The sequence below is a fragment of the Ideonella sp. WA131b genome (genome assembly GCA_023657425.1).
Classification (GTDB): Bacteria; Pseudomonadota; Gammaproteobacteria; order Burkholderiales; family Burkholderiaceae_C; genus Rubrivivax.
The window spans coordinates 808,864-821,792 of the sequence record JAGTJW010000001.1 but is presented as its reverse complement, the minus strand read 5'-3'; the positions used below and the strand labels follow the sequence as shown (position 1 = coordinate 821,792).

Annotated in this window: 9 protein-coding genes and 1 riboswitch; of the genes, 2 read left to right on the top strand and 7 right to left on the bottom strand. The window is 69.7% G+C overall.

The window, feature by feature from the left end:
- Nucleotides 1-136: 136 nt before the first annotated feature.
- Nucleotides 137-2,893 (bottom strand): methionine synthase, encoded by a 2,757-nt coding sequence (gene metH / locus KA711_03815; protein ID MCM0608106.1) that lies wholly within the window; start codon nucleotides 2,891-2,893, stop codon nucleotides 137-139.
- Nucleotides 2,894-2,912: 19 nt separating this feature from the next.
- Nucleotides 2,913-3,007, bottom strand: a riboswitch (S-adenosyl-L-homocysteine riboswitch).
- A gap of 36 nt (nucleotides 3,008-3,043) precedes the next feature.
- Nucleotides 3,044-4,948 carry a glucokinase gene (locus tag KA711_03810; GenBank protein ID MCM0608105.1) on the bottom strand — a complete coding sequence of 635 codons (1,905 nt, stop codon included), beginning with the start codon at nucleotides 4,946-4,948 and terminating at the stop codon, nucleotides 3,044-3,046.
- Between the two features lie 231 nt (nucleotides 4,949-5,179).
- On the opposite strand from KA711_03810, the gene glk reads away from it, so the two are divergent.
- The gene (glk, locus tag KA711_03805; protein MCM0608104.1) at nucleotides 5,180-6,229 is read left to right on the top strand and encodes a glucokinase; all 1,050 of its coding nucleotides are present in this window, start codon (nucleotides 5,180-5,182) and stop codon (nucleotides 6,227-6,229) included.
- 22 nt (nucleotides 6,230-6,251) lie between these two features.
- Here glk and nhaR read toward each other — a convergent pair whose 3' ends face one another.
- On the bottom strand, nucleotides 6,252-7,175 hold the full coding sequence (gene nhaR / locus KA711_03800) for a transcriptional activator NhaR (GenBank protein MCM0608103.1): 924 nt from the start codon (nucleotides 7,173-7,175) through the stop codon (nucleotides 6,252-6,254).
- A gap of 159 nt (nucleotides 7,176-7,334) precedes the next feature.
- Between nhaR and KA711_03795 the strand changes: the two genes are divergently transcribed.
- The gene (locus KA711_03795) at nucleotides 7,335-7,844 is read left to right on the top strand and encodes an Rrf2 family transcriptional regulator (GenBank protein MCM0608102.1); all 510 of its coding nucleotides are present in this window, start codon (nucleotides 7,335-7,337) and stop codon (nucleotides 7,842-7,844) included.
- A 94-nt stretch (nucleotides 7,845-7,938) separates the two neighbouring features.
- Here KA711_03795 and KA711_03790 read toward each other — a convergent pair whose 3' ends face one another.
- The 4 genes from KA711_03790 to KA711_03775 form a co-directional block, all read right to left on the bottom strand.
- On the bottom strand, nucleotides 7,939-10,080 hold the full coding sequence (locus tag KA711_03790) for a TRAP transporter large permease subunit (protein MCM0608101.1): 2,142 nt from the start codon (nucleotides 10,078-10,080) through the stop codon (nucleotides 7,939-7,941).
- Nucleotides 10,077-10,697 carry a TRAP transporter small permease subunit gene (locus KA711_03785; protein ID MCM0608100.1) on the bottom strand — a complete coding sequence of 207 codons (621 nt, stop codon included), beginning with the start codon at nucleotides 10,695-10,697 and terminating at the stop codon, nucleotides 10,077-10,079. Before KA711_03785 ends, KA711_03790 begins: the two co-directional genes overlap by 4 nt.
- A gap of 105 nt (nucleotides 10,698-10,802) precedes the next feature.
- A complete protein-coding gene (locus KA711_03780) occupies nucleotides 10,803-11,927 on the bottom strand; it encodes a TRAP transporter substrate-binding protein (GenBank protein MCM0608099.1) in 1,125 nt (374 codons plus the stop codon).
- A 154-nt stretch (nucleotides 11,928-12,081) separates the two neighbouring features.
- Complete coding sequence (locus KA711_03775) at nucleotides 12,082-12,918, bottom strand: NUDIX domain-containing protein (protein MCM0608098.1); 837 nt, start codon at nucleotides 12,916-12,918, stop codon at nucleotides 12,082-12,084.
- Between the last annotated feature and the right edge of the window lie 11 nt (nucleotides 12,919-12,929).

Below are 12,929 nucleotides of genomic sequence, written 5' to 3'. Positions count from 1 at the left end.
TTCGGGGGGCGCGCGCGTCAGTGAACGACGCTTCTTCGGCAGCCAGCCGCAGAAGCTTGAGCTCGATTCTCGCGCTTTAGCTTGGCGCGCATTGCTGAAGTGAAATCCCCTTTTCGCCGGCCGGCAGGCAGGGGTTTCATGGCAGCAACGGTGCCAGCGCACGCCGCGCCTCGGCCTCGGGCAGCGCGCCGCGTGCCGCGTAGTCGGCCAACTGGTCGTCTCCGATGCGGCCCACGTTGAAGTAGCGCGCCTCGGGGCGGGCCAGGTAGAAGCCGCTGACGCTGGCGGCCGGCGTCATCGCCAGGCTCTCGGTGAGGCCCATGCCGATATCGTGCGCCTGCAGCACCTCAAACATCGCGCGCTTGACGCGGTGGTCGGGGCAGGCCGGGTAGCCGGGTGCCGGGCGGATGCCGCGGTAGGCCTCGGCGATCAGCTGCTCGTTGCTGAGCGCCTCGTCGGGCGCGTAGCCCCAGAACTCCGTGCGCACGCGCTGGTGCAGCCGCTCGGCAAAGGCTTCGGCCAGACGATCGGCCAGGGCCTTGAGCATGATGGCGCTGTAGTCGTCGTGGTCTTGAAGGAATTGCTGTTCCTTCTTGTCCACGCCCAGGCCGGCCGTCACGGCGAACAGGCCGATGTAGTCGGGCGGGCCGCCCGCGGGTGCCACGAAGTCGGCCAGGCTGCGGTTGGGGCGGCGCATGCCCTCCACCACCGGCCGTTCGGTCTGCATGCGCAGGGGCTGCCAGCGCAAGACCACCTCTTTGCGCGACTCGTCGGTGTAGACCTCGATGACGTCGTCGTCCACCGTCGCGGCCGGCAGCAGCGCCACCACGCCGTGGGCCTGCAGCCAGCGGCCCTCGATCAGCCGCTGCAGCATGCGCTTGCCTTCGGAGAACACGCGCTGCGCCTCGTGGCCCACCACCTCGTCGCGCAGGATGTCGGGGAAGCGGCCGGCAAGGTCCCAGGTCTGGAAGAAGGGTCCCCAGTCGATGCAGGCGGCGAGCTCGGCGAGATCGGCATTGCGCAGCACGCGCCGACCGATGAAGCGCGGCTTCGGCGGCGCGTAGGCCGCCCAGTCGAGCTGCGCCTTGTTGGCCCGCGCGGCGGCCAGCGTCACCAGCGGCGTCTGCTTGCGGCCGGCGTGCAGCTCGCGCACCTTGTCGTAGTCGGCGCGCAGTTCGGCGATGTACTTCGCGGCGCGCTCGTCGCTCAGGAGCTCGCTGCACACGCCCACGCTGCGTGACGCATCCGGCACGTAGACCACCGGGCCCTCGTAGTGCGGGGCGATCTTTACCGCCGTGTGCACGCGGCTGGTGGTGGCGCCGCCGATGAGCAGCGGGATCTTCTTCAGCCGGAAGTAATCGTCGCGCTGCATCTCGGCGGCGACATGCTGCATCTCCTCAAGGCTGGGCGTGATCAGGCCGGACAGGCCGATGAGGTCGGCGCCCTCCACCTTGGCCTTGGCCAGGATGTCCTGGCACGCGACCATGACGCCCATGTTGACGACCTCGAAGTTGTTGCACTGGAGCACGACGGTGACGATGTTCTTGCCGATGTCGTGCACGTCGCCCTTGACGGTGGCGATGACGATCCTGCCCTTGGGCTTCACATCGCCACCGGCGTCTTGCACGGCCTTCTTCTCGGCCTCGATGTAGGGCAGCAGATGGGCCACCGCCTGCTTCATGACGCGGGCGCTTTTCACGACCTGCGGCAGGAACATCTTGCCGGCGCCGAAGAGATCGCCGACGACGTTCATGCCCGCCATCAGCGGGCCTTCGATCACGTGCAGCGGCCGCCCGCCGCGCGCCTGCACGGCGCGCCAGGCCTCCTCGGTGTCGGGGGTGATGAACTCGTTGATGCCGTGCACCAGGGCGTGGCTCAGGCGCTCCTCCACCGTGCCGGCGCGCCAGGCCAGGCGCGCGCTGTCGTCACGGGCCAGGCCCTTGGCGCGCTCGGCGATCTCGATCAGGCGCTCGCCGGCATCGCAGCGGCGGTTCAGCACCACGTCCTCCACGCGCTCGCGCAACTCGGGCTCAAGATCGTCGTACACGCCCACCATTCCGGCGTTGACGATGCCCATGTCCAGCCCGGCGCGGATGGCGTGGTACAGGAACACCGTGTGGATGGCCTCGCGCACGGGGTCGTTGCCGCGGAAGCTGAAGCTCACATTGCTGACGCCGCCGCTGACCTTGGCCCCCGGCAGGTGCTGCTTGATCCAGCGCGTGGCCTCGATGAAGTCGACGGCGTAGTTGTCGTGCTCCTCGATGCCGGTGGCGATGGCGAAAATGTTGGGGTCGAAGATGATGTCTTCGGGCGGGAAGCCGACCGCCTCTACCAGGATGCGGTAGGCGCGCGCGCAGATCTCGGTCTTGCGCGCGTAGGTGTCGGCCTGGCCCTTCTCGTCGAAGGCCATCACCACGGCGGCGGCGCCATAACGCCGCACCAGCGTGGCCTGGCGCCGGAACTCGGCTTCGCCTTCCTTGAGCGAGATGCTGTTGACGATGCCCTTGCCCTGGATGCACTTCAGGCCGGCCTCGATGACGCTCCACTTGGAACTGTCGATCATGATCGGCACCCGCGCGATCTCGGGCTCGCTGGCCAGCAGCTTGAGAAAGCGCTCCATGGCCGCGGCGCTGTCGAGCATGGCCTCGTCCATGTTGACGTCGATGATCTGCGCACCGTTTTCCACCTGCTGCCGCGCCACGGCCAGCGCGTCCTCGAAGCGGCCTTCGAGGATCATCTTGGCGAACACGCGGCTGCCGGTGACGTTGGTGCGTTCACCGATGTTGACGAACAGCGTGCCTGCACCGATGGCCACCGGCTCCAGGCCCGACAGGCGCATCGGCGGAGGAGCATGGGGCTCTTGCGGCAGGATGGGGACGGCTTTCGCGTTCATGCAACTCGACTCCGGGCGGGGAGATCGAGCGCCGTTGCTTGAACCGCGGCCGTGCGGGCGGCCGCCACCTCGAGCCTGGCGGGAGCGGGGCCCGTCGCAGCGCTCCTCGAAGCGGAAACGGATTCTAGGAGCGCGGCCGAAGCGGCGCGGTCAGCGGCTGTGTGAAGTAAGTCCCGCCAAAGGCCGCGCCGTGCTCACCCCCGGTGCCACCGGGCGTGCTCCGGTCGGCGCGGTGGCCTCGTCGAGTTCGGCGGCCGGGCCCTGCGGCAGCGCCGCGTCGCCGCCCAGGCGCATGGCCACACCCACGGCCAGGATGTCGACCACCAGCAGGTGCAGGATGCGGCTGACCATGGGCACGTGGGTGGCCACGTCTTCCACGTGGTCGACGATCAGCGCCACGTCGGCCTTGCGCGCCAGCGGGCTTTGGCTGGCGGTGACGGCCAGCACCTTGGCGCCGCGTTCGTGAGCGGTGTCGACCACCGCCAGCAGGTCGTCGATGCGGCCGCTGCTGCTGATCGCCACCACCACGTCACCGGGCTTCAGCACGCCCGCGGCCAGCGGCTGCAGGCGCACGTCGGTGTGGCTGCCGCAGGGCACGCCGAAACGCAGGAACTTGAACTGCGCGTCGAGCGCCACCACGCCGTAGTGGCCCACCGCGAAGAACTCGATGCGCGCCGCGCCAGCCAGCAGCTCGATGGCGGTGGCCAGGGTCTCGCGGTTGAGCTGCTCGCGCAGCGCCAGGATCGAGCTCGCGGTATTGCCCAGCACCTTGACACCGAGCTCGAGCATGCTGTCTTCGCCGGTGACCTGCGTGTGCGTGATCGGCACCGTGGCACTCAGGCCCGAGGCGAGTCGCAGCTTGAAGTCCGACAGGCCTTCGCAGCCCAGGCTCCGGCAGAAGCGGATCACCGTCGGCTGGCTGACCTGCGCCGCACGCGCGATCTCGGCAATGGGGTTGCCCAGGGCGGCGCGCGGGTGCGCCAGCACATGGTCGGCCACACGTCGCTCGGCCGGTGAGAGGCTGTCGCGGGCGCGCTCGATCTGCCCGAGGACCGGCGAGCCGTTTTCGGCCTGCAGGGTGCGCAGCTGCGCCGCGAGGATGGCCGAGGCGCCGACGAAGGTGGCGTGCTCGGCGGTCACCACGTAGGTCGGGATGCCCTTGACGTAGTCGGAGAAGCGGCCCTTGTCCTCGAAGCGGGCGCGGAACGGGCTGCGGTCAAAGTAGCTGCCCAGCCGCGGCACGATGCCGCCGCCAATGTAGATGCCGCCCAGCGCCCCCAGGGTCACAGCCAGGTTGCCCGCCACGTTGCCCAGCACAGCGCAGAAGGCCTGCAGCGTTTCGGCGCACAGGGCGTCCTGGCCCTCGAGCGCGCGCCGCGTGATTTCGGGCGCGGCCAGCGCCTGCGGGGCCAGGCCTGCGTGAGCGCGCAGCGCGCGGTGGATCAGCTCCAGCCCCGGCCCCGACAGCAGCCGCTCGTGCGACAGGTGCGAGTACTGCGCCAGACCGTAGCGCAAGATCGCGATCTCGCGCTCGTCGCGGGGCGAAAAGCTGGTGTGGCCGCCCTCGGTGCCCAGCGCCACCCAGCCTTCTGCGGCCGGGATGAGGCCGCTGACGCCCAGGCCCGTGCCGGCGCCGAGCACACCCAGCACGCTGCGCTCGCGCGACAGCCCGCCGCCGACCTGGCGGCGGTGGTGCGGCGCCAGGCGCGGCAGCGACATCGCCAGCGCCGTGAAGTCGTTCACCACCACCAGCGTCAGCAGGCCCAGGCGCTGGCGCATCTGCTCGATGGAGAACTGCCAGTGGTAGTTGGTCATCCGCACTTCGTCGCCTTCCACCGGGTTGGCGATGGCGATCGCGGCGTGCTCGATGCGCTCGGCGAGCCCAGGCGGCAGGCCCAGCAGGTAGGCGCTGACGGCGGCGTGAAAGTCGGCGTGCTCCGCGCACAGCAGCGAGGCCGTATGCTCGAACTGGCCGGCCGCCCTCTCCAGCGTGAAGCGGGCGTAGGTGCCGCCGATGTCGGCGAGCAGGCGCGGGCTGTCGAAGGGGGCGGTCATGCGGCGGGGCCGTCCGGGGCCGGATGGGCCGGATGGACCGGATTGTGCGTGAGGTCGGGGGCTTGACGGCAGCTTGAAGTCTGGGTGCCGAAGCTGTAGCTTCACTACAGGGTCAACCCGATTCGATCGGTGTCAAGCTGTCGCATGGGCGCTCGATGGAAGCTGTCCGCTTGTTCAATAGATGTAGTTTTGCTACCGTCCGCGCGCCATTCCTTTGTTGCGAAGCCGTCCATGAACGATCTCCATCCCGGCGCGGGGCGTTCCGCGGGGCATTCGCCCCGGCACGCCCAGGTGCCGCCGGCTCCTTGGCTGGTGGCCGACATCGGCGGCTCCAACGCGCGTTTCGGCTGGATGGCCCGTCCGGGCACCGGCGTGGCGCACGTTCGCAGTCTGCCGTGCGCGGCGCACGCGGGGCCGACAGAGGCCGCCCTGGCCTACCTGGCCGAGCTGCGCGAGCAGCTCGGTAACGGCTTCGAGGCGCCGGGTGCCGCCGCCTGGGCCGTGGCCACAGCGGTGGCCGATGACCGCATCACGCTCACCAACAGCGGCTGGAGTTTCTCGCGCCGCGATGCCCGCGCCCAGCTCGGGCTCGACCGCCTGGACGTGCTCAACGACTTCGAGGCCCTGGCCCTGGCCCTGCCCTGCCTGGAGCCGTCGCAGTTGCGCCCGGTCGGCTGCACGCCACGGCCCGCCCCCGGCGGCGTGCTGGCGGTGGTGGGGCCCGGCACAGGACTGGGCGTGGCGGCCCTGCTGCCGCACCGGGGCGCGTGGGTGGCGGTGCCGGGGGAAGGCGGACATGCCACCCTGGCGCCGGCCGACGATCTGGAGAGCGCCGTCCTCGCGGCGGCCAGGCGCGAGTTCGCACACGTCTCGGCCGAGCGGCTGCTGTCGGGCATCGGCTTGCCGGTGCTGCACGGCGCGATCGCCGCGGTGGAGGGGCGCGTGGCGGACACGCTGAGCGCCGAGCACATCGTCGAGCGCGGCATCGCCGGCAGCGACGCGCCGTGTGGCCGTACGCTCGACCTGTTCTGCGCGCTGCTGGGCGGTTTCGCCGGCAACGTCGCGCTCACCGTCGGCGCCCGTGGCGGTCTTTATGTGGGCGGCGGCATCGTGCCGCGCCTGGGCGAACGCTTCTTCCGCTCGTCGTTCCGCGAGCGCTTCGAGGCCAAGGGCCGCTTCCGCCCTTTCCTGCAGGCCATCCCCACGCACTTGATCACGGACACCATGGCCGCGCTCACCGGCGCGGGCGCGTCGTTGGCGCAGGGATCCTCGGCCGAGTGACGGCAGGCGCGTGACGGCGGCTTCAGCCCGTCGCCACCCCGCCGCGGGCCCCGCTGAACAGCTCTGCGCGCGCCGCCTGCGTGATGGCGGCCACACCGGGGTGGGTGATGCGCCGTTCGGCGGTGATGGCGTAGAAGTCGTCGCTGATCTCGTCGCAGCGCCCGATCACCTGCACGCCGTACTGCGCCACCGTCTCCTCCTCGACAACGCTGGGCGAGAGAAACACGCCGCGGCCCTGGCGGCCAAAGGCCTTCATCAGCGCGCCGTCGCTGAACTCCGCCACCACGCGCGGGTGCAGCCGCTCGCGCTCGAGCCAGGCGTCGAACTGCGGCCGCACCGCCGAGCTGCCTGCCGGCACCAGCATCGGGGCGCCGTCCAGGCACTCCGGGAAGGGCTGGTGCAGCCGCGCCGCCAGCCCGGGCGCGGCGAAGAAGGTCACCGTCGAGCTGCCCAGCTTGTGGTTGAAGGCCTTGACGCTGAGCTTGCGCGTCAGCGGCTCGTCGGCGATGACGAGGTCGACGCGGTGCAGCGCCAACTGGGCCATCAGCTCGTTGAAGCCACCTTCGGTGCAGATCAGCCGGATCGGCTCGGCCAGGCCCAGCGCCGGCTCCAGCAGCTTGTAGGCCACCGACTTGGCCACGACGTCTTCCAGGCCGACGCGCAGCTCCAGCACCTGCTCGCGTGTGCCGCGCTTTTCGCGCAGGGCCGTCTCGAGCTCGCCGCCGAGCGCGAAGATCTCGTCGGCGTAGCGCAGCGCCACGCGGCCGTCTTCGGTGAGCTCGAGCTGCCGGCCACTCTTGCGGAACAGGCGCCGGCCGAGCCGGTCTTCGAGCAGCTTGATCTGCGCCGACAGCGTCTGCGGCGTGGTGTGCAACTGCTCCCCGGCCTTCACCACGCCACCGGCCTTGGCGGCCACCCAGAAGTAGTGCAGGTGCTTGAAGTTCATGCAGACTCGGCTGGAGGTTCCGTGGAACGATGCGTTTTTTACGAAGTTTACTTATTCAATTATCGAATTTACGCGAATAAAACCTGACCCTACATTCAGTGTTGTCGTGTCACACCAGGGCTTGCGACAGCCCGCTGCGCTTCACAAGGAGCACACCCCATGCGCATGAGCACCAAGGGCCGTTTTGCCGTCAACGCGCTGATCGACCTCGCCCTGCGCGAGCCGGCTGGGCCCGTGGCCCTGGCCACCATCAGCCAGCGCCAGCAGATCTCGCTGTCCTACCTGGAGCAGCTGTTCAGTCGCCTGCGCAAGGACGGCCTCGTCGAGAGCACACGCGGCCCCGGTGGCGGCTACACGCTGGGCCGGCCCGCCGAGCGCATCACGGTGGCCGATATCGTCTCGGCCGTCGACGAGCCGCTGGAGAGCCAGGGCGAGGAAGAGCGCAGCCTGGGCATGAGCCGCGCGCTGTGGCAGCGCCTGAACGCCACCATGCTGGAGCACATGGCCACGATCACGCTGGCCAGCCTGGTGCAGGAGCAGAAGGACTCGGGCATCAGCGTCGAGGCCCGCCCCGCGCGCCGGGCCATTGCGCCGCAACCGGCGGTCAAGCCGGTGCGCACGACGGCGCCGAACTCGGTGTTCGCGCTGGCGCGTTCGCTGGGCAGCTGAGCGGCCGCCGTCCGCCCTTCCCGGGGGCCCGCTTGCCCCCGGTCCGCCAGGCCCGCCCGTCGCTTTCGACGCGCGGGCCGTCTTCACGGGCGCGCTACCGGTACAGCACCTCCGGCAGCCACATCCCGATCGCCGGGAAGTTGTACAGCAGCACGATGGCGATGATCTGGATGCCCATGAACGGGATCATCCCCGCGAAGATCTGGTTCAGCGTCACGTGCGGCGGGCTCACGCCCTTCAGGTAGAAGGCCGCCATCGCCACCGGTGGGCTCAGGAAGGCCGTCTGCAGGTTCAGCGCCACCAGCAGGCCGAAGAACAGCGGGTCGACGCCGAAGTTGTCGAGCAGCGGGATGAAGATGGGCATGAAGATCACGATGATCTCCGTCCACTCCAGCGGCCAGCCGAGGATGAAGATGATCACCTGGCTGAGCACCAGGAACTCGGTCTTGCTCAGGTTGAGCGACATCACCCACTTCTCGACCAGCTCCTGGCCGCCGAGCAGCGCGAAGGCGGCAGAAAAGATGGCGCTCCCCACGAACAGCCAGCACACCATGGCGCTGGTCTTGGCCGTCAGCAGCACCGACTCCTTGACCTCGGTCTGCAGGCCCGACTGCCGGTAGGCCGCGAACACCCAACCCAGCACGCCCACCGCGGCCACGCTGCCCAGCCACAGCGGCACCGGCGGCGCACCGAAGCCCTCTTCGTGCAGCAGGAACCACGTGAGCACCGCGATCGCCGGTGACCACAGCAGCAGCCACAGCCCGAAGATGCGCCGTCGCCCGCCCGCCCCCTTGCCCAGCACCGCGTAGACGGCGGCCAGCAGGTAGCCGCCGAAGGCACCCACGGCGGCGGCCTCGGTGGGTGTGGCCAGGCCCAGCACGATGGAACCCAGGACCGACAGAATGAGCAGCAGCAGCGGGAAGAAGCTGCCCAGCAGCATCTTGAACACCTCCAGCCGCTGGAAGCTGAGCAGGCCGTAGAACAGCAGCAGGGCACCGGCGCCGACACCCAGCCCGATCCAGAAGCCGCGCGTGGGCTCGCTGCGCTCGCGCGGGGCCTCGGCGGCGGGGGCGGCCCCCGGGGGCTCCTGCATGCCGGCCGCGCCGGGAGGCTCCTGCACGCCGCCGGCCGCTGGCGGCTCGGCCAGGCCGCCAGCGGCCGGCGGCTCCTTCAGGCCCCCTTCGCTGCTGGGCGGCTCCTGCAGCCCACCCGCGCTGGCGGGCTCGGCCAGATCACCGCTGCCTGCAGGCGTGGCCAGATCGCCCGTGGTCACGGGTGCCGGCGCGGGGGCCGCGCCGGGCCGCGTGTTCAGGTGCCAGCTCGTGAAGGCCACCACCAGAAACACCGCCAGCGGCAGCAAGGCGATGAACAGCTGCTTGCGCAGCACCTGCCGTGTGCCGGCCTCGGCCGTGCCGAAGGCGCTGCCCAGCAGCGCCGGCAGCGCCAGCTTCGCGCCCCGGTCGGCCAGCGGCTGCACGGCGGGCAGCAGCGGCACGAAGCGCTGCGCCGCCGTCAGGGGCGGCATCAGGTTGGGCTTGAGCTTGGCCAGCAGGATCACGTAGATGATGTACAGCCCCGCCAGCATCAGCCCCGGGAAAAACGCCCCGGCGTACAACTGCACCACCGAGACGCCCGCCGTGGCGCCGTAGACGATCAGCATCACGCTGGGCGGGATCAGGATGCCCAGGCAGCCGCCGGCGGTGATGGCGCCGGCCGAGACGCGCACGTCATAGCCACCCTTGAGCATCTGCGGCAGCGCCAGCAGGCCCATCAGCGTGACCACCGCACCCACGATGCCGGTGGCCGTGGCGAACACCGCGCAGGTGAAGATGGTGGCCACCGCCAGCGAGCCCGGCACGCGCGCCAGCGCCAGGTGCAGGCTGCGGAACAGCTTGTCGATCAGGTTGGCCCGCTCGACCAGGTAGCCCATGAACACGAACAGCGGGATCGAGATGAGCACGTCGTTGCCCATCACCTTGAACGCGCTCTGCACCATCAGGGTGAGCGTCTTGCTGGTGTTCTCCTCGTAGGCGATCCACGTGAAGATCATGCCCATGCCCATCAGCGTGAATGCCGTGGGGAAGCCCAGCATGATGGCCACCACCACCAGCGCCAGCATCATCAGGCCGAGGTGGCCGCTGGTGATCTTGTCGGCCGACAGCAGCATCACCGCCGTGCCGGCGATGATGAGGGCCATCAGGATGAAGCCGAACCAGAGTTCCTTGCGGATCTTCACTTCGTGCCCCCCTGCGGAGCGACGAACTTGTCCAGCGCCTGGATGTCCTCGTCCTTCACGTGCACCATGGCCTTGAGCTTTTCGACGTCGACCTCTTCGACGTCCTGCTCGCGCGAGGGCCACTCGCCGCTGCGGATGCACTGCACGCAGCGCACGATCTCCACCAGACCCTGCAGCAGCAGCATGCCGCCGGCCACCGGGATGACGAACTTGAACGGGTACAGCGGCAGCGGCGTGGCGCTGAAGGTGCTTTCGCGGATGGCGAGCGACTCCTGCGCGAAGGTCCAGCCCGCCCAGGTGAGCGCCACGATGCCGGGCAGGAAGAACAGCACGTACAGGATCAGGTCCAGCGTGGCCTGCGTGCGCGGGCGGAAGAAGCCGTAGAGCACGTCGCCTCGGACGTGGCTGTTCTTGGCCAGCGTGTAGGCGCCGGCCATCATGAACAGGGTGCCGTACATCATCACCTGGGCGTCGAGCGCCCAGTCGTGCGGGCTGTTCAGCGCGTAGCGCGAGAACACTTCCCAGGTGATCATGAGCGTGAGCAGGATGATGAGCCAGGCAAAGAACTGGCCCAGCCCGGTGGACAGCCGATCGACCCGCAGCAGCAGCGATTGCATGGTGTGATCCGGTGATTCAGGAAACAGTCAGGTAAGGCTCAGACGGCCCGAGGGCCACCGGCCTTGCGGCAACGGTGGCCCCCGGGTGCCGGGCGGAAAGAGACTTCAGCTCTTGCGGGCGCGGAAGTAGTGGTTCCAGGCCATCTTGAAGTCGACCATGTAGTCGTTCTGCCACGACCCGGCGCGTTCGGCGTAGGCGCGCTGGCTGTCCATGACCTTCTTGAACATCGGCTGCTCGGCGCTCTTGGCGGCCGTCACCTTGTCCCAGGCCGCCAGCTGCGCGCGCAGCACGGCGTCGGGCGTCTTGAAGAAGTTGACCTTGTCCTTGGTCTTGAGCTCGATGTAGTCCTGGCTGTTGCGCTGGATGGCCTTCCAGGACATGTCGGCGCTGGCCGCCTGCACGGCGAAGTCGATCACCGACTTCAGTTCGGCGGGCAGGGCGTTGTACTTGTCCTTGTTGAACAGGATCTCGAACTGCTCGCCGCTCTGGTGGAAGCTCTGCAGCATGCAGTTCTTCACCACGTCGGGGAAACCCAGGATGCGGTCGGAGGTGGCGTTGTTGAACTCGGCCGCGTCGATGAGGCCGCGGTCCAGCGCCGGCACGATCTCGCCGCCGGGCAGCGGGTTGACGGCAGCACCCAGCTCCTTGAACACATCGATGGCCAGGCCGACGGTGCGGTACTTCAGGCCCTTGAGGTCGTCGACCTTGGCGATGGGCTTCTTGAACCAGCCCAGCGGCTGCGTCGGCATCGGGCCATAGACAAAAGAGACCACGTCGATGTTCAGCGACTTGTAGATCTCCTCCAGCAGCGCCTTGCCGCCGCCGTAGTAGTGCCACGAGAGCACCATGTTCGGGTCCATGCCGTAAGCCGGGCCGCTGCCCCACAGGGCCAGCGCGTTGGCCTTGCCGTAGTGGTAGGCCAGCACGCCGTGGCCGCCATCGAGCGTGCCCTTGTTCACCGCGTCGAGCAACTGGAAGGCCGGCACCACCGAGCCCGAGGGCAGCACCTCGATCTTCAGGCGGTTGCCCGCCATGTCGTTGACCTTCTTGGCGAAGTCGTTGGCGTACTCGTGGAAGATGTCCCGCGCCGGCCAGGTGCTCTGAAAGCGGAAGGTCGTGGTCTGGGCCATCGACACCATCGGCGCGGCCATCGCGGCCGAGCCGACGGCGCCGGCCGCGGCAGTCTTCAGGAAGCCACGGCGCTTGGCCGCGGTGGAGGGGTCGCTCATGGGGTGGTCTCCGGGTGGCGGGGTTCTTGATTCGGGCATGTCCAGGACACGCGCTGAACTGCGGGACTGTCACCGCCCGGACGCGTTGCGGCAACCGGGGGTTTCCCCCAGGCGTCGCGCCGACAGCACTTGCAGAGCTGCCGGCAAGGCGGAATCAGCATGGACTGGCGAGGAAAGATCGCCAGGACTCGGCCAGCGCGGCCGGCAGCACGCCGTGACGGAACGCGAAGTCCAGCGTCACGAGCGCCGCGTCCACCGTCATGGCCTCGCCCAGGGCCAGTGCCAGGGCGTCTTGCAGGGCCAGCAGGCGGAAGCCCTGCACCTCGCCGTCCTGGTTCTGTGGTGTCAGGCCCGCAGGCAATTCGAGGTCGAAGGCGTAAAGCCGCTCGCGCTGCAGGCCTTCCGGGATGTCGCGCTCGATGCGCAGCACGCGCACCGGCGTGGCGCGCGTGGCCAGGTCGGCCGCGAGGCCGGCTTCCTCCCAGGCCTCGCGCACCAGCGTCTCGGCCGGCCGCTGGCCCAGCGGCACGCCGCCACCCACCAGGTTGTCGAACAGGCCCGGGTCGGTGGGCTTGCTGGACGAACGCTGCGCGATCCACAGCGCGGCCGCCCGCCCATCGGGCCCGCGCACAAAGCCGTTGGCATGCGCGCCGAAGGTGAGGCTGCCCCAGAAGCGCGACGCCGCGCGCTCGATGGCCACGCGCGGCGTGCCGGCGGCCGGGCCGTCGAGCGGCGCCAGGGCGTAGGGCTCGTCGCGCCAGCCGACGATGGCGCCCTGGGCGTGCCAGCCGTGGTGCAGCCGGGCCAACTGGGCCTGGCGTTCTGTTGGCGGCAGCACGATGTCTACGCGCTGGGCGCCGACCTCGAACGCCCCGACCTCGGCCGCCAGCAAGGGCAGGTGCGGCTCGGCCACGCAGCCCACGCGCTCGCCGTCCAGCCAGACCGCGCGGCGCGGTCGCACGGCGCGGCGGGCCGCTGCCAGCGCCGGAATGGCCCCGGGCC